This is a genomic window from Sphingomonas degradans, from assembly GCF_053502645.1.
In genome coordinates, this window is sequence record NZ_CP177172.1 from 271,643 (window position 1) to 291,152 (window position 19,510).

Genomic DNA, 19,510 nt, shown 5'->3' on the forward strand with positions numbered 1-19,510 from the left:
CCGCGCCCAGAGCGACCCCACAGCGATGGGAGTGGCGCGCGGGTGTTGATCGCGAGACTGGAAGTTCTGGGCGAAGTCGATCAGCGCGGTGCGATCCGGTTCACCGTGAGCAGCGACACCACGCTGCGCGGTGCCGATGGCCAGCCGATCGACGTGGTCGTGGAAAACCTGTCGCGCACCGGCTTCCTGTTCCTGTCCGATACCGAAATTCCCGCCGGATCGCTGGTGGCGATCGGCCTGTCCGGCGCGGGCGCGCGCGAGGCGCAGGTGGTGTGGCGCGACGGCAATCGCCATGGCTGCGAATTCCTGGTCCCGCTGCCGCAATCGGCGATGGCCAAGGCGTTCAAGGGCCGCGACGACGTGATCGCCGACCTGGAGGAAGCGATCCAGCGCCGTTTTGCCCAGGCCAGCGGCCAGCCGGAAGCGGGCGAGGACGAGCCTGATCCCGATCCCGATCCGGCCCCGCCGCGCGCGCGCCGCTTCGACAAGCTGCGCCGCGCGTTCGGGCGGCGTTGAGCCGCTGCGGATAGGCTATCGCGCGTGACTCTGGGCTCCTGCTTTCGCAGGAGAACGGATGATACCCCCCCGCTGCCTTTCATGTTCCCCCGCGAAAGCGGGGGCCCAGGGCGGCAGGCCCCAAACCCGGTCGCCTCACCCGGTCGGGTCCACGGCATATTCCCGCTCGCGATAGGCGAACCAGTCGAAATCCGCCGGACAGCCGGTGCCCGCCATGTCCTGGCACGCCATGCCGATGAACGCCCCGGTGAAATTGGCCATGCCGGGGGCGCTGGCTTCGTCGGAGAGGATGCTGGCGTCGAACAACTCGGGCAGCCAGTGCCACGCGCCGTCGTCCACGCGCCAGGCAAAGCGCAGCCGCTCGAAATCGACTTCGGCGCGCAGCTCGATCGGCCCTTCGGGAATCGCGATCGGCGCCGTGAAGGCGTCGGCCTGCGGCGAATCGGGCAGCGCCGACATCACCCGCAGGTGACGCCCGACCTCTGCATCGTGGCTGACGTGCAGGTAATGGAATTTGGTACCGTTGTAATAGGCGACCAGCCCCGCCGCCTGCTGGAAATGGGCGGGCGTGAAGTCCATCCGGCAGCTGGCGGAATAGCACAGCGCCTGTTGCCGCCGCGCGACCAGCGCCTGCGTGAACAGGCTGCCGATCGTCTCGCGCCCGTGCAGTCGCAGATGGCCGGGACGCTCGCTCAGGCTGAAGATGCGGTCGGGCTCTGGCGTGCGCAGCCATTGCAGGTCGATCGGCAACTCGGGCGTGTCGAAATCGTGGCGCTCCTCGGTCGCGCGCGGCGGCGTGGCGGGGGGCAGGGGGGCGGGCACCTCCAGCGCCGGCAGGCCGCTGCCGTCCAGCGTGTAGAGCCAGCCGTCCGCGTCCCAGCGCATCGGCTGGAGCGCGGTCTCGCGGCCCAGCGTGCATCGCCCGCGCCCCGGAATCGGGCGGCCGCAGAGATAGGCGATCCAGGTCTGGCCATCCGCTGTCTCGACCAGGTCGGCATGGCCTGCGCGCTGGAGCGGCGCATCGGGGCGGCCCCGGCTGGTGAGGATCTGGCCGTGGGGATGGAGTTCGTACGGCCCGGTGATGCTGCGCGACCGCGCCATGGTGACGGCGTGGTTCCACCCGGTGCCACCCTCTGCGGTCAGCAGATAATACCAGCCACCACGTTTGTAGAGATGCGGCGCCTCGGTCAGCCCCAGCGCGGTGCCGGGGAAGATGACGTGCCGCTCGCCCACCAGCGTCTGCGCGGCGGGATCGTACTCCTGCAGCACGATGCCCGCGAAGCGGCCCTTGCCCGGGCGATGGTCCCATAGTTGGTTGAGGATATATTTGCGGCCATCGTCGTCGTGGAACATCGCGGGGTCGAACCCGCTGGAATTGACGTGGACCGGATCGGACCACTCCCCGTCGATCGTCTCGCACGTCACCAGGTAATTGTGGAAATCGCGCAGGGACGCGCCCGATGCGCCGCCCACCGTGGTGCGGCCATAGCGCTTGACGTCGGTATAGGTCAGCCAGAACCGCTCGCCGTCATGGCTCAGGTCCGGCGCCCACACCCCGCAGCTGTCGGGATCGCCGCGCATGTCGAGCTGCGCCGCGCGGCGCAGCGGGCGCGTCAGCAGCGTCCAGTTGGCGAGGTCACGGCTGTGATGGATCTGCACGCCGGGAAACCATTCGAAGGTCGAGGTGGCGATGTAGTAATCCTCGCCGACGCGGCAGAGCGACGGATCGGGATTGAACCCCGGCAGGATGGGATTGCGGATCATGCGACGGGAAGCTCCGATACGGGGGCAATGCCCTTGGTCTCGCGCGGCGGGCGCACCAGCCCCCACAGCACGGCGGCGGCGACGAGATCGAGCAGCCCCAGCGCGATGAAGAACGGCGCATAGCCGATCTGCGCGACCAGCCCGCCCATCAGCAGCGAGAACAGCAGCACGCCCAGATTGGCCATCGTCCCCGCCATCCCCGCGACGGTGCCCAGCTCGTCCTTGCGGAACAGGTCGCTCGCCATCGTGATGCACGTGACGGACAGCGTCTGGTGCGCGAACCCGCCCAGGCTGAGCAGCGCGACGGCGATATAGATGTTGGTGGCGGAGGGGACGAACAGCATCGCAGTCATCAGCAGCGCGCCCAGCGTGAAGGTCCAGCGCCGGGCATTGATCAGGTCGACGCCGCGCCGTTGCAGCCACAGCGTGACGGTGGGGCCGAACAGGCAGCCCAGCTCGCCCGCAAGGAAGGGGAGGAAGGTCGACAGCGCCGTCGCCCCCAGGCTGAACCCGCGCGAGGTGAGGTACAGCGGCAGCCAGAAGGTCAGCGTGCCCCAGGTCGGGTCCGCGAGGAAGCGGGGCAGGGCGATGCCCCAGAAATTGCGCTGGCGCAGAATCGACAGGACCGAAGGCTTAGCGACGGCTTGCTGCGTGAAGCCTTCCTGGCCCGCGCGGATATAGTCGCGTTCCTCGGCGGAGAGCTTGGGATGTTCGCCCAGCGGGCGATAGCTGGCGAGCCACAGCAGCACCCACAGCAGCGCCAGCGCGCCCGAGACGAAGAACGCCGCGCGCCAGTTCCACACGCTGGCCGCCCAATAGACGAGCAGCGGCGCCACGGCGGCGCCGACCGACGCGCCCATGTTATAGATGCCGCCCGCAATCCCGCGCTCGCGCGCAGGGAACCACTCGGACACGACCTTGAGCCCGCCGGTCTGCGCCGTCCCCTCGGCAAAGCCCAGTGCGCCGCGCGCCGCGAGCAGCCATTGCCAGCTGAACACCAGCCCGTGCGCCATGGTCAGCAGCCCCCAGGCCGTGGCGAACAGCGCGAAGCCGGTGCGCATCCCGATCCGGTCGAGGATATAACCGACCACCGGCTGGAGCATGATCCCCGCCTGGAACGCGCCGGTCACCCAGCTATATTGCTGTTCGGTGATGTGCAGGTCGCGCAGCATCATCGGCGCCGCGAAGCCCAGCGTGTTGCGCGTCAGATAATTGACGATCGTGCCCAGCATCACGACGGTGATGATCCACCACCGCAGCCCGCGCGTGCGTTTCCAGAAGCGCATCGCCTTCTCCCCTATCGGCGTCGATGCGCCCTGTTAGCGGTAACGGTGGCCGGAAACGCGCGGCGCGGCAAGCCTGTTTTGAACGCAAGCGGCGGGATGTGGCGCGGATCGGGCCGGGCTATAGCTGGAGCATGAGCCAGCTTTCGCACAATGATGATGCCGCCTGGGCCGCCTTTGCCGCCCGCGATCGCGCCTGGGACGGGCGCGTCCTCGTCGCGGTGACCACCACCGGCATTTACTGCAAGCCGAGCTGCCCGGCGCGGCGGCCCTTGCGCGAGAATGTGCGCTTCTTCGCTGATGCGGCGGCGGCGCGCGCGGCGGGGTTTCGCGCGTGCCTGCGCTGCAAGCCGGACGAAGTGGGGCGCGACCGGGTGGCGGTGGCGCGCGCGGTGGCGCTGATCGAGGGGGCCGAGGAGGCGCCGGGGCTGGAGGCGCTGGCGGCGGCGGTCGGCTATGCCCCGCATCATTTCCAGCGGCTGTTCAAGCGCGCGACCGGGGTGAGCCCCGCCGCCTATGCGCGCGGGCTGAAGGCGCGGCGCGCGGCGGCGGCGCTGGCGCAAGGCGGCAGCGTGACCGATGCGATCTACGCCGCCGGCTATTCGGCGCCGAGCCGCTTTTACGAGACCGCCGACGCGCGGCTGGGGATGACGCCCAGCGTGTGGCAGCGCGGCGGGGCGGGGGTGACGATCCGCTGGACGATCGCGGAGACCAGCCTGGGGCCGCTGCTGGTCGCGGCGACCGACAAGGGGCTGTGCCGCGTCGCGTTCGACGAGGATTCGCTCCAGCTCGCCCGGCGCTTTCCGGCGGCAGAGATCGTGGCCGGCGGCAGCGCGCTGGCCGAACTGGCGGCGCGGGTGGTGGCCGAAGTGGAGACGCCGGGCCGCGACACCGACCTGCCGGTGGATGTCCAGGGCACGGCGTTCCAGGAGGCGGTGTGGCAGGCACTGCGCGCGATCCCCGCCGGTGAGAGTCGCAGCTATGCCCAGCTGGCGGCCGAGGCCGGCGCGCCCCGCGCGGTGCGCGCGGCGGGCACCGCGTGCGGGGCGAACCCGGTGTCGATCATCATCCCCTGCCACCGCGCCCAGCGCAGCGACGGCAGCATGGGCGGCTATGCATACGGCATCGACCGCAAGCGCGTGCTGCGCCGACGCGAGGGCGTGGAGGATTAGGGGGGCCGAGACACCGGCGCGGTGTCTGGACGGGCTACCGGAGCAGCCGGAGTCTCGGTTGGGATTGCTTTGTGCTGGCGTTGGTTACCGGGTGATGACGGGGTCGCCACCGCCGGCGGGTTCCTGATCGCGAAGGCTGTTTTCGTCCTCGTCCACGCGCTTGCCGATGTTCTCGATCGCCTCCTGCTTGCGCGGGTCGAAGATCGCGGAAAATGCCAGACCGATCGACAGCGCGGCTCCCGCCATTCTGCCATTGCCGCGCACCGATTTCTTCGCGGCCACGATCGCGCGTGGCAATGCGAGCCCAAGCGCGACGGTGACGCACGCCGTGACGATCCACTCCATGACGGATCAACGCACCAGCGTCAGCAGGCTGCCGGCGAGCCCGACCACGACCAGCGCGGCGATGGCGACAGGCAGGCGATTGCTCTCCCGCAATCGCGCCACGTAACGCGCGATACGTGCATCGTCCCGCCGCCCGGTGAACGCCCAGGCGAGCAGCGCCAGCCACAGGACGAACGACAACAGCGTCAGCGGGCTCAACTTGGCTATCAGCCGTCGCTCGGGATGGTGCCGGGCCAGTCCGACGAGCGCCGGCGCCGCCAGATAGGCAGCTAGTAGCGTCAGGATCGCCAAGAGCAGCAGGGAGCCTTGCATGGGTTATTCCTTGCCCGCCATCGGCGGCTTGAAAGGGTTGTGGAACAGGTCCTCGACCGGCATCTCGAAAAACGCGGCGAGCTTGTACGCCAGTGGCAACGACGGATCATATTTGTCCGCTTCCACTGCGTTGATGGTCTGCCGCGACACGTCCATGCGATCCGCCAGTTCGCCCTGGCTCAGGCCCTTGGCGGTGCGCGATTCCCGCAGGCGGTTCCTCATGCGGCGTCTGCGCGATGTGCCAGCCACCAGTTGAGCCGGGCGAGGGCATAGCCCAGGAACTGGAGCAACCAGACCAGGGCGGCGCCAGCGAACAACGGGCTGCGGGTGCCGGCAAGCACTGCCGCCAGCACCAGACCCAGTCCGCCGCCGAAACCGCCGCCCCAATACCAGCTGATCAGGCGGCTATCCTTCTGCATATGGTCGAGCGCGCGCCAGCGCGGCAGCATCGCGAGGAACGCGCCGGCCAGCACGATCGCCGCAAACACGCCCGCGCCGGGCGCCGGCAGATAGCGCGGCCCCAACCCGATCAGCACCCCGCCAAGGGCTGCCGCCAAGACCGTAGCGGCGGCGGCGATCCATATCCTTCGTTGTCTTGCGGAAATGCCCATTTGCGTCCTCATTGCCTGTAAAAGAAGTTATACAGCCGAAAGGCCATGTCAAATTCTTTTTACAGCACCAGGCAAGGAGGAGCCCGGCGTTCCCGCCGGGGCGCTTTCAGGAATAGATTTGGAAGCTGTGCCCCCGATTGTGGATCGCGCGCTCAATCGGGTGCCAGGCGCACATGCCGCGCACGAGAACCCAGACGCAGCGAAGGTCGGGTCGCCCTACAACGCCGGCGTAGCGCTCGGCGGCCCGGACGCGGCGGTACCGCAGCGATAGACCAGTTTCTCGTTATACACCGGCGGCAGCGTCGCGCGCAGCGTCTGTTGTTGGGCGGCGAGAGTCGCGCGTTCGGCCTGGTTGGACGAGCATTGCTTGATCGGCACCCCGGCCCGCAGCGCGCGCGCCTGTTTCATCTGTTCGGACGACAACAAATAGCGGGTGTTGGTGTAGATGCGCGTGCCCGGATCGTAATCTAGCACCGATACCGACTGGTCCTGATCGGGCACCAGGATGCGCTGCCAATGCGTGCCCGCCTCGGCATATTGGGTGCGGCCGTTGATGCAGCCATCGGCGCCGACGTCCAGGTCGACCTTGTCGATCGACGTCACGGTGATCCGGCTGCGTTCGGGGACCAGCGTGCATTGCAGCTTGCCGACTTCGAGCGTGCTCGGCACCCGCGCCGCCGCCGTGGCCTTGGGCATCGGCATGACCTTGGACTCGTCGAACGAAGGGCGGCTCACGAACAGCGCGACCGCGCCCAGCATCAGCACGCCGCCGCCCGCCGCGACCCAGATCGCTTCGCGCCGGCGATCGCGCGTCGCCAGCAGCCCGCCGCCGCCCACGGCCAGCGCGCCCAGCACGAGCAGCACGGCGGCGCCCGCCATGAAATTCTCGCGGGTGGCTTCGTTGCGGGCGCGTGCCTGGGTGATCGCCTGGTCGCGCTCAGCGGCAAGGCGCGCAGCCTCCACGCCGGCCTGTTGCGCGGCATCGGCGCGGGCCTTTTCGTCGGCGTCGCGTTCCTGCGCCATCTGTTCCTCGACGCTGGTGCACGGCACCGCTACGGTCGCGAAGGGCTGCTTGGCGGCGGTCAGGAAGGCGGCGAGTTCGGAACCGGCGATTGCGAAGGCAAAGCTCGAATCGCCCTCGTCCCCGCGCGTGATCGCCGAATTTACGCCCAGCACCCGGCCGCAGCGATCGAGCAGCGGCCCGCCCGAATTGCCGCGCGCGATATTGGCGGTGTGGAGCAGCACGTTGGTGCCCTCCAGCATCCGGGTGCCGGCAAAGCCGCCCTGCGAGCGCACCGGCGATTGCGGCGTGATGAAATCGGCGGCGGACTGGGCGGTCGCCACATCGACATTGCCCGGATAGCCCAGCGCGATCAGCGTATCGCCATCGCCCGGCGCGCCGGTGAACAGCGTCAGCGGGGGCAGCCGCACGCCGGTAAACTCGATAAGCGCCAGGTCGCGCTGGCGATCGATCGCAATCAGCCGGCCCTGGTACGACTTGTCGCCCTCGGACGGTACGACGCCGATGACGACGTTGTTGGGGTAGCGATCGGCGAGTTCGACGACATGTGCGTTGGTGACCACGCGGTTGGGCGCGACGGCAAAGCCGCTGCCATGTCCGAAGCCGACCACGGCATCGTCGACCACCGCGATCGTCACGATGCGCACCACGCCGCGCGCCGAGGCGGAAATGTCGTCCGCGCGCGCAGGCGCGGCAAGGCCGGCCACCAGTGCCAGAAGCAACAGCAAACGCCGAACCATCACCAACGCGACCTCCTTGTGGCGCGCCGCTTTCGGGCAAAACCGCCGGCGGTTCAAGCGGTGGTTAACCGCAATGCCCGCCGGCGGGAGAGGGCGATCAGCCGCCCTTCTTCTTGTTCTTGGCGTCCTCTTCTTCCTTCTTCGCCTTTTCCTCGGCGTCGGTGAGGAGCTTCAGCGCGCCTGCTCCGTCCTTCGCATCGATCTTCGCCAGCAGGTCGGTGCCCAGCTTCGACAGCGTCGGGCCCGAATGCGGGCTATAGGCAATGGGTTCGAAGGCAATACGGGCCTGTTTCAGTTCCCCCATTTCCAGCAACAGCCGCCCGGCCTGCATTCGCAGCCCGGTATCGTAGGGCGCGAGCACATAGGCATAGAGCAGGCCGTCCTTGGCGCCCTTGCTGGGAGGCTGCTTGGCCGCTTCGAAGCTGTCGTAGAACTTGACCAGCGGCTCGGGATACTCGGTGTCGAGCTTGTTCGCCTGGATGAACAGCGCGCGGATGTCCCGCCAACGGCTCACGCTGGTCGTCTCGTCCTTCTTGGCGAGTTCGCTCTCCGCCATTCCCTTGTAGATCAGGGCATGGACGGACTTGGGATCGGCGGCCAGCGCCCGGTCGGCAGCAGCAGCGGCGGCGGCGTAGTTCTTGGCGTCGAACTCGGCCTCTGCCAGCTCGTTCTGGGCGCCGGGATCGTTGGGATAGGGCGCGGCAAGGCGGCGCGCCAGTTCCACGGCAGTGACGGCGAGCTTTTCATCCACACCGCGGGTCGAAATCAGGCGCGCGGGCATGATGGCCGCCATGCCGGGCGATACCTTGCGGATCGTGACCGGTGCGATCGGAAGCTGCGACGTCGGAATTTGGATGATCGGCAGCGAGGGCCGCTTGCCATACCCCGTCAGCTTCGCATCCAGCCCCTGGATGTCGCCCAGTTCCTTCGTCGCCTCCGCAACCGATTTGCCGCTGTTGAGCGCCCCGATATACCGACCGAGCTGGCCGGCGCGGTCCTTGTCCATCAGCAGGTAATGGGTCAGCAACCACCCGCGCGAATACAGCGCGTCGGTTTCGTACATGTCGAGCTTGCCGGTATTCAGCTGCACCAGCCGTTCGGCGGGCAGGACGTTCGACTTGGCGACAGAGTATTTACGGAAATCCGGGTTCTTGCCCAGCACGATCGTCCCGTCATCGCGGAAGAACGTAGTGCCCACGAATTCGGCGAACCCCTCCACGAACCATTTCGGAAAGACCACGTCCGGCCAGGTCGAGAACATGAAGCTGTGCGCATATTCGTGCATCAGGATGGTCTGGGCATCCAGATCGCTGTTGCTGCTACGCGGGACGAACGCGACGGGACCGGACGAGCGGGGCTGATAGAATCCGGCAACGTTACCTCCGCCGTTTCCATAGAGCTTTCGTACCGACGCGACATCCGCCACCATGAACACGGTAACTCGGCTGTTCGGACTAAGCGGCTTGTCCGGCGTCCCGGTCAGCTTGCGCAGCGCCTGGTCGAACCGCTCCAGACGCTCGGTAAAGACCTTCACCCGGTCTTCGCTGTCATCCGAATAGACGACGAAGTGCTTGGAACTTGCCTCATACCAGTCGGCATGGGCTGCGACCGGTGCGACAAGCAGTGAAATGGTCGCCAACGCCTTGCGTATCATAAGCAAATCCCCCCAGACTTTGCACAGTCTAGGGGGAAGATCGCGCCCGGCGCAAGAGGTGTTGCGGCAGCAGCTGGGGGGACGCTCAGCCCGCGCTCTTGTCCAGCAGCGCCACTGCCCCCGCCAGATCCCCCGCGTCGATCCGCGCGAGGATCGCCGCCGCCTGCGTGCCGCGTGCGCCCGCATGGGGTGCGCCGACCAGTGGGGCGAGCAGCGCGCGGGCGTTGCGAGGCTCGCCGCCGCGCAGCAGCATTCCCGCCGTCAGCAATCGCAGCCCGCTGTCCTGCGGCGCGGCGAGGAAGGCGGTGTAGAGCCCGTCCTGTGCAGCCTTGTCCGGCGCCTGGCCCGCTGCGGCGAAGCTGCGGTAATAGGCGATGCACGGGCGCGGATCGGTGGCGTCGCGGGCGATCGCGGCCAGCAGCGGGGCGCGGACCGCTTCCCAGCTGGCGGCGCGGGTGTCGCGGTCGCGCACGGCGGCGGCCATCCGCGCCTTTGCCTGAAACACCAGCGCGCCCACATTCCCCGGATCGACGACGAGCGCACGCGCCGCCGCCGCCTCGGCGCCGACGGGGTCGCGTGCGTCCAGCGCCGCGCCCGCCAGGATCGTCTGCGCCACCGTGTCGTCGGGATAGGGCGCCGCCGCCTTTTGCAGCGCGGCGTACAGGGCGGGCGCGTCCGCCGCGCTGACGCCGTTCTGCGATCGGATGCGCAGGTCCATCGTCGCGGCCTCGCCAGCGGTGAGGGCGCGGATCGTGACCGGGCCGGTCGCCAGCGCGTCCGCCCGCACGCGCAGCCCCTTCAGCCGCGACACCTTGTACCGCGCCAGTTCGCCGCTGAGCGTGTCGAGGCCGCCAAAGGCCGCCGCCGCCTCTGCGCGCGACTTACCCCGGTTGATCGCGAGCAGATAGGCGCCAAGCTGGTCCTGCCGCGCCTTGCCCAGCATCGTGTAATGGGTGAGCAGCCAGCCCTGGCCGTACAGCGCATCCATCTGCGCCCGGTCGAAGTCGCGGGGATCGGATAGCAGCAGCTTTTCCACCGACAGGGGGTTGGCGCCCATGATCGAATGCGCGCGATATTGCGGCATGTTGCCGATCAGGACGGCGCCGTCCTTCTCGAAGCTGGTCGGCGCGAGCAATTCGGCGAAGCCTTCGGAATACCACAGCGGATAGACCGCGTTGGGCGCCATGGTGAACATCAGGTGGTGGGTATATTCGTGGAGCAGCACCGTCTGGGGGCGCAGATCCTCGGCACGCGCGGCGCCCGAGAAGCGCGGGACGATCGCCATCGATGCGCCCGCGCGCGGCACATAGAACCCCGCCACGCCGTCGCGCCCGATCAGTGCCTGCACGGCATCGGTATCGTCGACGACATAGATGGTGACCCGGTTCGCCGGCCCCACCGGCTTGTCTGGGTCGCCACGCAGCATCCGGATCGCCTTGTCGAACCGCTCAAGCTCGGTCGCGAAGCTGCGCAGCCGCTCGACCGGCTGTTCGGAATAGACGCGGAAATGCGCCGAACTCGCCTCATGCCAGTCGGCACGCGCAATGCCGGGCGCGAATAGCAGCGCCAGCGCCAGAATTTTCCGAATCATGCCCCGTTCTCCCTCTTCTTCGGAAGGTAAAGGGGGAAGGCGCCAAGTAAAGTGGGGTGCGGGTGCCTACAGGAAACTATACGGGTCGACGTCCACTGCCACGCGCACCTTGGCGCTCCATTCCAGCGCGCCCAGCCATTCGCGGATCACGTCCTGCACATCGAACGCGCGCCGGGCGTGGACCAGCAGGCGATAGCGATGGCGCCCGCGCAGCATCGCCAGCGGGGCGGGGGCGGGGCCATAGACGTGCATTTCCTCCATGCGCGGCGCGGTGCGGCCGATCATCCGGGCGATTTCCTCGGCCGCCGCGCGATCCTCGCTCGACACGATGATCGCGGCATAGCGGCCAAAGGGCGGTGCCTCCGCCTCGCGCCGCGCCTCGGTTTCGGCGGCGTAGAAGCTCTCGGCATCGCCGCTCACCAGCGCCTGCATCACCGGGGCATCGGGGGAATGGGTCTGGATATAGACCGTGCCGGGCTTTTCGCCGCGCCCGGCGCGCCCCGACACCTGCATGATCTGCTGGAAGGTCCGCTCCGACGCGCGCAAATCGCCGCCGTCCAGGCCAAGGTCGGCATCGACCACGCCGACCAGCGTCAGGTTGGGGAAATGATAGCCCTTGGTCACCAATTGGGTGCCGACGACGATGTCGATCTCGCCCTGTTCCATCCGGTGGACGAACTCGGCGGCCTTGGCGGGGGACCAGAGCGTGTCCGACGTGACGATCGCGGTGCGCGCATTGGGCCATAGCGCCGCGACTTCATCGGCAATGCGCTCGACGCCGGGGCCGCACGCGACCAGGCTGTCCGGCTCCTCGCATTCGGGGCAGATTTCGGGCGTGGGGACGGTGTGCCCGCAATGGTGGCACGCCAGCCGCCGGGTCAGCCGGTGCTCGACCATCCACGCCGTGCAATTGGGGCATTGGAAGCGATGCCCGCAGTTGCGGCACAGCGTCAGCGGAGCATAGCCCCTCCTATTGAGAAACAATAGCGATTGCTCGCCCCGCTCCAAAGCCGCGTCGATCGCCAGCACCAGCCGCGGCGCCAGCCAGCGGCCGCGCTCCGGCGGCTCCTTGATAAGATCGATGGGTTCGATCTCGGGAAGCTCCGCCGCGCCGAAGCGCCCCGGCAGCTTGAGTTCCGCATAGCGCCCCCGCTCAACCTGATACCGCGTCTCAATAGCGGGAGTCGCAGAGGCGAGGATCACCGGACACCCGGCGAACTTCCCGCGCATCACCGCCACGTCGCGGGCGTGGTAATGTACGCCGTCTTCCTGCTTGAAGCTCGATTCATGCGCCTCGTCGACGACGATCAGGCCGAGATTGGGATAGGGCAGGAACAGCGCCGAGCGCGCCCCCACCGTGACCAGCGCCTCGCCGCGCCCGATCGCGCGCCACGCCCGCCGCCGCTGCGACGTGCGCAGCCCCGAATGCCATGCCACCGGCTCGACGCCGAACCGCTGGGCGAACCGCTTGAGGAACGGCTCGGTCAGCGCGATTTCGGGGAGCAGCACCAGAGTCTGCCGCCCCGCCGCGATCGCCGCCGCCACTGCTTCGAAATAGACTTCGGTCTTGCCCGATCCGGTGACCCCATCGAGCAGGAAGGGCTGGAACGCGCGCGCATCCACGGCGTCGCGCAGCGTGGCGGCGACGCCGGACTGGATGGGATTGAGCACGGGCGGGCCGAATGCCGGGTCGGGCACCGGATAGGGGCTGTCGGTATCCACCGTCACCCCTTCGATCGCGCCGACCTTGATCAGCCCCCGGATCACTGCGTCGGACACGTCGGCGATGGTGGCCAGCTCGCGCACCAGCCCCTGGCGGTCGCCGATCCGCTCCAGCGCCTGCTCGCGCTGCGCCGTCATCCGATCCGGCACCAGCCCGGTCGCGCGATATTCCACCACCGTCGGCGCGCTCTCGAACGCGGCGGTCGATCGCACCGCCATCGCCAGCACGGCGGAGGGCGGGGCGAGATAATAGTCCGCCGTCCACTCGACCAGCCGCCGCACCGATTCGGGCAGCGGCGGCGCGTCGGCGACCGCCAGCAGGTTGCGAAGCCGGTTGTCGCCGATCTCCTCGGTCGGCAGCCGCTCGGGCTCCCACACCACGCCGGCATATTGGCGCGGGCCGATGGGCACGACGACGATCGACCCCGGCTCGACCGTCATGCCATGCGGCACGCGATAGTCGAGGGGGCCGAGCGCGGGGTGGAGGACGAGAACGCGGACGCGCGACATAGGCGGCCCTCATATGGGGATTTTGCGGCAAAGGTGAATCCCGTATTCCCCAGCTTGACCCGGAACGCGGAACGAAGATAGAACATCGTCGTCCTTTTTGGGGGGAAGTGAACATGCTGCTGACCGCGCTTGTACTCACCATGGCGGCTCCGCAATGCCGGGGCCAGGAAGCGGCCCTGCCGCGCCCGCTGGCCGGATGGACCCGTACCGGCAAGGGGCTGGATACCCGCCATGCGATGGTGCTCGCGGCCCGGGGCGGCAAGGCCGAGGCGCGCGTGACGATCCGCAAGGCCGGCGTGTTCGGGATCGCGGCGGATCAGGACGGCTGGATCGACCTGTATCGCGACAATGGCCGGGCACTGCGCATGGCGTCGGAGGCGCGCGGGCCGCGATGTTCTACGATTCGGAAAATCATCCGCTATCGCCTGCAACCCGGCACCTATCGTGTCGCGGTGTCGCGGCTGACCGCGCCGGCGGTACGGGTGATGCTGGTGCATGGCGAGGCGCCGTCGCGACGACGCTGAGGCGATCTGTTTTCCTGCGAAAGCAGGAACCCAAGGTCGCCTTTCCCGCGCTGGCCCTGGATTCCATGCTTTTGCAAGCGAGCGCGGTAGCTCGCGCGACCGCGCCGCTCGCGCCGGGATGTGCGCCAACCCGTTTGCCCCGCGCGCCGCGCTCGGCTAGGCGGGCGCCAAATCCTTCCGAAAGGGCCGACTCCATGAAGTTCTTCGCCGACACCGCCGACATTGCCGACATCCGCGACCTGGCCGAAACCGGCCTGCTGGACGGCGTGACCACCAATCCCTCGCTGATCCACAAGTCGGGCCGCAACTTCCTCGAAGTCGTCGCCGAAATCTGCGAGATCGTCGAAGGGCCGGTCTCCGCCGAAGTCGTCGCGCTCGATTACGCGACGATGATGAAGGAAGCCGAAGTCATCCGGAAGATCGCCGACAACATCGCGGTCAAGGTGCCGCTGACGATCGATGGCCTCAAGACCTGCAAGGCGCTGACCGACGACGGCACGATGGTGAACGTGACTTTGTGCTTCTCCGCCAATCAGGCGCTGCTCGCGGCAAAGGCTGGCGCGACCTTCATCTCGCCCTTCGTCGGCCGTCACGACGATATCGGCTTCGACGGAATGGACCTGATCGAAGACATCCGCACCATCTACGACAATTACGATTTCGGCACCGAAATCCTCGTCGCCAGCGTCCGCCACCCGGTCCACGTCCTCCAGGCCGCCAAGATCGGCGCCGACGTGATGACCGCCCCCCCCGCCGTGATCCGCCAGCTCGTCAAGCACCCGCTGACCGACAAGGGCATCGAAGGCTTCCTCGCCGACTGGGCGAAGACCGGCCAGTCGATCTGCTGATCACCGCCGCTTCGGCATGCGATACGGGAAGGGTCGGAGCGATGCTCCGGCCCTATTTCGTTTGGGGTTATTATATTTGGCGTACCCACTCTGGTGAAAGTGCGCTAGGATCAACCCCGTGGTTTGAGGGTTAAGTAATGGCGTGGGCGGTGCCGGAGTTTAAGCCAGAAGAGGTCAATGCGGCGGGCAAGGCGCTTCAGAAAATGGAGTTCCCAGTAGTTACGCGCGAAGGCTTGCATGCACTCGCAATCCTCAACAACTGGAGATCGGCGCACGCCTACCCGCTGAACACGTTCCAGATCACTCTTCGCAACAAGGCGCGGAAGGTTGAGCGCTCCGTGATTGTGGCACAGCGGTCGAAACGGTTGGAATCAATCCATAAAAAGCTGGTCGCTAAGCCAACGATGCGCATGACGCAGATGCAGGACATTGCCGGTTGCCGCGCAGTTTTTACCCGCCTAACTAGCGTTTATCGGCTTGTTCAGGGATACAAGGCCAGCAAATTCGACCACAAATTCCGCAGCGAGAAGGACTACATCAATCAGCCTAAGGCCGACGGCTACCGTTGCTATCACTTGGTCTACGAATATTGTGGGACCGCTGACACGTCTGCCTACACTGGGCTCCGGGTCGAGGTGCAGGTTCGAACACAAATGCAGCACGCGTGGGCAACGGCCGTGGAAGCGGTCGGCATCTTCACAAAACAAGCGCTAAAATCTAACCAAGGCGATGAAGACTGGCTGCGATTTTTCGCGCTCATGGGGTCGGCTATCGCGGCAATCGAGAAAACTACTCCAGTCCCTAGCACGCCTACGGCGAAGAGGAGCTTGGTCGCAGAGATCGAAGCGCTCGCTCACAAGCTGCACGTTAAGGAGATGCTTCAAGTCTACAATGCCACTATCACCACGCTTGGCTCTGCGAAGGATGAAAAGTATTTCATTGTTGAGGTGGATCCCGAGGCGCTGAAGATCACTGTTAGGCGATACAAGGCAAAGCAATCGGAGGAGGCAAACAGGATATATACGGATTTAGAAAGTAAACTTCCAGAAAGTTCGCCGAATCAAATCGTTCTCGTGTCGGTTGATAACATCAACGCCCTAAAGCGCGCCTATCCAAACTACTTTTTGGATACAAACTTGTTTAGCCGCCTCGTGGATCGGGTTTTAAAGGGCGATATTCCGGATCCGATCCTTCAAACTAGACTCGACTTAGACGACGGTGGGGCTTAGTTCGCCAGCTTCGACCATGTCTTTGCGTATATTCGTGAACTTCTCCGAAGGCTGCGCTCAGCGCTATAGCGAGCCGCTGTTTGCCCACCCCGCCCATGCTACAACCCCGCCCATGACCGAACCCGCGCTGCCCCTGCTCTATGCCCGCCATCTTGCGCGTGATCGGCGGCGGTCGGTGCATACGGTGCGGGCGTATGAGGCGACGGCGGTGCGGCTGGTGGCGTTTCTCCAGGGGCATTGGGGCGGGGCCGTGACGCGTGAGGCGCTGGCGGCGATCTCGACTGCCGATCTGCGTGCGTTCCTGGCGCTGCGGCGGACCGAGGGGTTGGGCAATGCCTCTGCCGCGCGGGAGCTTTCGGCGGTGCGCGGGTTCCTGAAATTCGCGGTGGGGGATGCCGCCGAACTGCCGCGCCTGCGGGGCCCCCGCGTCAAAAAGGGCGTGCCCCGGCCGATTTCCCCCGCCGAGGCCGTCGCGCTGGCCGAAACCGTGTCGGAGGATGCCGAGGAACCCTGGATCGCCGCGCGCGACTGGGCGGTGTTGCTGCTGCTTTATGGCGCGGGGCTGCGCATCGGTGAGGCCGTGGCGCTGGATGGCGCGGTGCTGCCGCTGGGCGAGACGCTGCGCGTGACGGGCAAGCGTGCCAAGACGCGCACCGTGCCCCTGCTCCCCGATGTGCGCGCGGCAGTGGAGGCCTATGCCGCGCTGTGCCCTTACGGCGTGGCGCGCGACGCGCCGCTGTTTCGCGGGGCCAAGGGCGGGCCGCTGCCCCCCGGTGCCATCCGTAAAGCGGTGCGCGCCGCGCGCACCACGCTGGGCCTGTCGGAACGCACCACGCCGCACGCGCTGCGCCACAGCTTCGCCACGCATCTGCTGGGGCGGGGGGCCGATCTGCGCGCGCTCCAGGAATTGCTGGGCCATGCCAGCCTGAGTTCGACGCAGATCTATACGGCGGTCGACGCCGCGCATCTGCTCGACGTGTACCGCAACGCCCATCCGCGCGCCTGATATCGGCTTGCGGTGTGGGCGCAGACCGCCCGCCCCCGCCAACGCCAATCACCGCAGCGAGCGGGCCGGCTGGGAACGTGCCGGCCCGCTCGTGCGCAGCGCGAGGGGGCGTCGCGGTGCGCCGTATCGCGCCAGAGGGGCAGAGGGCAGCGATACGCATGTCCGGTATTTCGTACCTGGCGCCCCGACACCATCATGCAGGGGGGTGGGTAAGGCCATGCGTTGGTATGGGCGCGGCGGTGCGCGCGGGAATTTTCGCCCTCCGCCCCAGCTTGCGGCGCCATCCCTCTAAAATGCCCTGAAGGCGGCCCTCGGGCGAGCGGGGCTGCAGTGCAGAGGGAAGTCGAGTGAATCAAATCACGCTTGTGCCATTCCGTCCCCGCCAACAGGGCGCGACGGCGCGGGCACTGGGTGTTGCCATCCTGTCGGGCGAATATCCGCCGGGGCATGTGTTCCTGAGCGAAACCGAGCAGGCGGCGGCGCTCGGCGTATCGCGCAATGCCTGGCGCGACATGATGCGCACGCTGGCGGCCAAGGGGCTGATCGACAGCCGCCCCAAGCTGGGCACGCGCGTCACCCCGCGCGAGGCGTGGCGGCTGGTCGATCCCGAAGTGATCGAATGGATGTTCGAGGCCGAACCGGGCGAGGCGTTCCTGCGCGACTTGTTCGAGGCGCGCGACGTGATCGAATCCGCCGCTGCCGGCTTTGCCGCGCGGCGTTGCCCGCAACAGCATCTGGACACGATGGCATCGGCGCTGGACGAAATGCGGCGCCACGGGCTGGCGCATGGCAGCGGGCTGGTCGCCGCGCAGCGGTTTCACCGCGCGGTGCTCGACGGGGCGGCGAACGAAGTGCTGGCGTCGCTTGCGGGCGGGATCGGCGCCGCCGTGCGCTGGACGACGCGCCACGCGCATCGCCGCCAGCGGATTCCCCGCGATACGGTGCCCGATCATGTCCGCGTGTACGACGCCATTCGCGAGGGCAATCCCGGCGCCGCGCGCAATGCGATGACCGACCTGCTGGAACTGGCGTTGCAGGACCTTGGCGTGTGCGACATGGGCACCCCCAACCGCGCCGGCGCGGCGCCCCGCCCCCCGGCACCGGCCACGCGCCTGCACTGATCGCGGGTGGCCTGCGTCGCGCTCAACGCGACGTGGTATCAGCGGCCAGCCGCCGTCCGGCTCTTTCCCAATTCGATGCGTCGTGCCACTAGCGCAGTTGACGCGCCGGATGGCGTGGGATTTAAGTCATATAAATCACAGATTCGCCAAGGAGAGCGGTGGGATGGCTGGAATTGGATCGCCGGCGGGCGCGGTGTCGCCCGGTGTCGGCGCCGGACGGTATGGGAGCTATGGCAAGGCGTTGACGCTGCTCGCCACGCTCTTTTTCATGTGGGGTTTCATCACCGTCATCAACAACACGCTGCTGCCGCACCTGCGCAGCGTGTTCGATCTGAACTACACCCAGACGACGCTGATCGAGAGCGTGTGGTTCATCGCCTATTTCGTCGCATCGATCCCCTCCGCCAAGCTGATCGAGCGGATCGGGTATCAGAAGTCGCTGGTCGTCGGGCTGCTCGTCATGGCGGCGGGCGCGCTGGGCATGGTGCTGGCCGCCAGCCTGCCGTCGTACGGCGTGACGCTGGCGATGCTGTTCGTGATCGCCAGCGGCATCACGCTGCTCCAGGTCGCGGCCAACCCCTATGTCGCGGTGGTCGGCCCGCCCGAGACGGCGTCGTCGCGGCTCAACCTGGTCCAGGCGCTCAATTCGCTCGGCACGATGCTGGCGCCGCTGTTCGGCGCCTATCTGATCCTCGGCCGTTCGGTCAGCGGCACGGCCAAGGCCGGCACGGTGCTGACCGATGCCGAGCGGCTGGCCGATGCCCAGTCGGTGATCCTGCCCTATATACTGGTCGCCGTGGTGCTGGTGGTGCTGGCAGTCGTGATCGCGCGCTTCCCGCTGCCGGCGATGGGTTCGGCCACCAGCCGCGTCGCCAAGGAAGAGCGCAAGAAGCACTCGCTGTGGAAGCACCGCAACCTGGTGTTCGGCATCCCCGCGATCTTCATCTACCTGATTGCCGAAATCGGCGTGGCGAACCTGTTCGTCAATTTCGTCAGCCAGCCCAACATCGCCAACCTGACCCATGAAGAGGCCGGGCGCTACCTCACCTTCCTGTGGGGCGGCATGATGGTCGGCCGGTTCCTGGGATCGGCGCTGATGCAGCGCATTTCGGCCGAAGTGATGCTTGCCGCCTTCTCGATCGGCGCGTTCGTCGTGATGCTGATCGCGGTGTTCACCACCGGCCACGTCGCGATGTGGGCGCTGATTTCGGTCGGCCTGTTCCACTCGATCATGTTCCCGACGATCTTCACCCTCGGCATCAAGGGCCTGGGCCCGCTGACCGAAGAGGGTTCGGGGCTGCTCATCATGGCGATCGCCGGCGGTTCGCTGGTGGTGGTGCAGGGCTGGCTGGCCGACACCTATGGCCTGCAGCTGTCGTTCCTGCTGACGGCGGTGTGCGAGCTGTACATCCTGTTCTACGCGGTCTGGGGCGCCAAGACCCCGGCGACTGCGAAGGTCTGAGAGACCAGGCGGCGCCGGCCCGCTTCCCCACTCGGCCACCCAACGGCAGTATTCTATGGGTGGTCGGGTGGGGGAGCGG

The 19,510-nt window shown here is 67.3% G+C and carries 18 protein-coding genes; 8 read left to right on the plus strand and 10 right to left on the minus strand.

From position 1 onward, the window contains the following. Positions 1 to 45 precede the first annotated feature (45 nt). Complete coding sequence (locus ACG3SL_RS01290) at positions 46 to 516, plus strand: PilZ domain-containing protein (RefSeq protein WP_448663337.1); 471 nt, start codon at positions 46 to 48, stop codon at positions 514 to 516. 135 nt (positions 517 to 651) lie between these two features. Here ACG3SL_RS01290 and ACG3SL_RS01295 read toward each other — a convergent pair whose 3' ends face one another. Both ACG3SL_RS01295 and ACG3SL_RS01300 read right to left on the minus strand, forming a co-directional pair. Beyond that, the gene (locus ACG3SL_RS01295; protein ID WP_448663338.1) at positions 652 to 2,280 is read right to left on the minus strand and encodes a glycoside hydrolase family 43 protein; all 1,629 of its coding nucleotides are present in this window, start codon (positions 2,278 to 2,280) and stop codon (positions 652 to 654) included. Further along, complete coding sequence (locus tag ACG3SL_RS01300) at positions 2,277 to 3,566, minus strand: MFS transporter (protein WP_448663339.1); 1,290 nt, start codon at positions 3,564 to 3,566, stop codon at positions 2,277 to 2,279. The genes ACG3SL_RS01295 and ACG3SL_RS01300 overlap by 4 nt, the downstream gene beginning before the upstream one ends. A gap of 131 nt (positions 3,567 to 3,697) precedes the next feature. On the opposite strand from ACG3SL_RS01300, the gene ada reads away from it, so the two are divergent. Continuing rightward, a complete protein-coding gene (ada, locus tag ACG3SL_RS01305) occupies positions 3,698 to 4,735 on the plus strand; it encodes a bifunctional DNA-binding transcriptional regulator/O6-methylguanine-DNA methyltransferase Ada (protein ID WP_448665211.1) in 1,038 nt (345 codons plus the stop codon). Between the two features lie 84 nt (positions 4,736 to 4,819). Here the strand turns inward: ada and ACG3SL_RS01310 are convergent, their stop codons facing one another. The 8 genes from ACG3SL_RS01310 to ACG3SL_RS01345 form a co-directional block, all read right to left on the minus strand. Next, a complete protein-coding gene (locus ACG3SL_RS01310) occupies positions 4,820 to 5,080 on the minus strand; it encodes a hypothetical protein (protein WP_448663340.1) in 261 nt (86 codons plus the stop codon). A gap of 6 nt (positions 5,081 to 5,086) precedes the next feature. Then, positions 5,087 to 5,392, minus strand: a complete 306-nt coding sequence (locus ACG3SL_RS01315) for a hypothetical protein (RefSeq protein ID WP_448663341.1) — start codon at positions 5,390 to 5,392, stop codon at positions 5,087 to 5,089. Positions 5,393 to 5,395: 3 nt separating this feature from the next. Then, positions 5,396 to 5,614: a helix-turn-helix transcriptional regulator gene (locus ACG3SL_RS01320; protein ID WP_448663342.1), complete on the minus strand. Its 219-nt coding sequence runs from the start codon at positions 5,612 to 5,614 to the stop codon at positions 5,396 to 5,398. Continuing rightward, complete coding sequence (locus ACG3SL_RS01325) at positions 5,611 to 6,003, minus strand: hypothetical protein (protein ID WP_448663343.1); 393 nt, start codon at positions 6,001 to 6,003, stop codon at positions 5,611 to 5,613. Before ACG3SL_RS01325 ends, ACG3SL_RS01320 begins: the two co-directional genes overlap by 4 nt. A 216-nt stretch (positions 6,004 to 6,219) precedes the next feature. Beyond that, positions 6,220 to 7,764: a S1C family serine protease gene (locus ACG3SL_RS01330; protein ID WP_448663344.1), complete on the minus strand. Its 1,545-nt coding sequence runs from the start codon at positions 7,762 to 7,764 to the stop codon at positions 6,220 to 6,222. A gap of 97 nt (positions 7,765 to 7,861) precedes the next feature. Beyond that, positions 7,862 to 9,418 carry a hypothetical protein gene (locus ACG3SL_RS01335; RefSeq protein WP_448663345.1) on the minus strand — a complete coding sequence of 519 codons (1,557 nt, stop codon included), beginning with the start codon at positions 9,416 to 9,418 and terminating at the stop codon, positions 7,862 to 7,864. A gap of 85 nt (positions 9,419 to 9,503) precedes the next feature. Further along, positions 9,504 to 11,009: a DUF1570 domain-containing protein gene (locus tag ACG3SL_RS01340; protein ID WP_448663346.1), complete on the minus strand. Its 1,506-nt coding sequence runs from the start codon at positions 11,007 to 11,009 to the stop codon at positions 9,504 to 9,506. A 66-nt stretch (positions 11,010 to 11,075) separates the two neighbouring features. After that, entirely contained in the window at positions 11,076 to 13,241 is a 2,166-nt protein-coding gene (locus ACG3SL_RS01345) for a primosomal protein N' (protein ID WP_448663347.1), read from the minus strand. A 113-nt stretch (positions 13,242 to 13,354) separates the two neighbouring features. Here ACG3SL_RS01345 and ACG3SL_RS01350 point away from each other — a divergent pair, with 113 nt between their 5' ends. From ACG3SL_RS01350 to ACG3SL_RS01375, 6 genes are all read left to right on the plus strand, one after another. Next, positions 13,355 to 13,765, plus strand: coding sequence for a hypothetical protein (locus tag ACG3SL_RS01350; protein ID WP_448663348.1), 411 nt, complete (start codon positions 13,355 to 13,357; stop codon positions 13,763 to 13,765). A 194-nt stretch (positions 13,766 to 13,959) separates the two neighbouring features. Next, positions 13,960 to 14,613 (plus strand): fructose-6-phosphate aldolase, encoded by a 654-nt coding sequence (gene fsa / locus ACG3SL_RS01355; protein WP_448663349.1) that lies wholly within the window; start codon positions 13,960 to 13,962, stop codon positions 14,611 to 14,613. Positions 14,614 to 14,750: 137 nt separating this feature from the next. Continuing rightward, positions 14,751 to 15,842, plus strand: coding sequence for a RelA/SpoT domain-containing protein (locus ACG3SL_RS01360; RefSeq protein ID WP_448663350.1), 1,092 nt, complete (start codon positions 14,751 to 14,753; stop codon positions 15,840 to 15,842). 112 nt (positions 15,843 to 15,954) lie between these two features. Beyond that, complete coding sequence (locus ACG3SL_RS01365) at positions 15,955 to 16,848, plus strand: tyrosine recombinase XerC (protein WP_448663351.1); 894 nt, start codon at positions 15,955 to 15,957, stop codon at positions 16,846 to 16,848. Between the two features lie 347 nt (positions 16,849 to 17,195). Further along, complete coding sequence (locus ACG3SL_RS01370) at positions 17,196 to 17,969, plus strand: FadR/GntR family transcriptional regulator (RefSeq protein ID WP_448663352.1); 774 nt, start codon at positions 17,196 to 17,198, stop codon at positions 17,967 to 17,969. Positions 17,970 to 18,132: 163 nt separating this feature from the next. After that, positions 18,133 to 19,431 carry a sugar MFS transporter gene (locus ACG3SL_RS01375; RefSeq protein WP_448663353.1) on the plus strand — a complete coding sequence of 433 codons (1,299 nt, stop codon included), beginning with the start codon at positions 18,133 to 18,135 and terminating at the stop codon, positions 19,429 to 19,431. Positions 19,432 to 19,510: the final 79 nt, after the last annotated feature.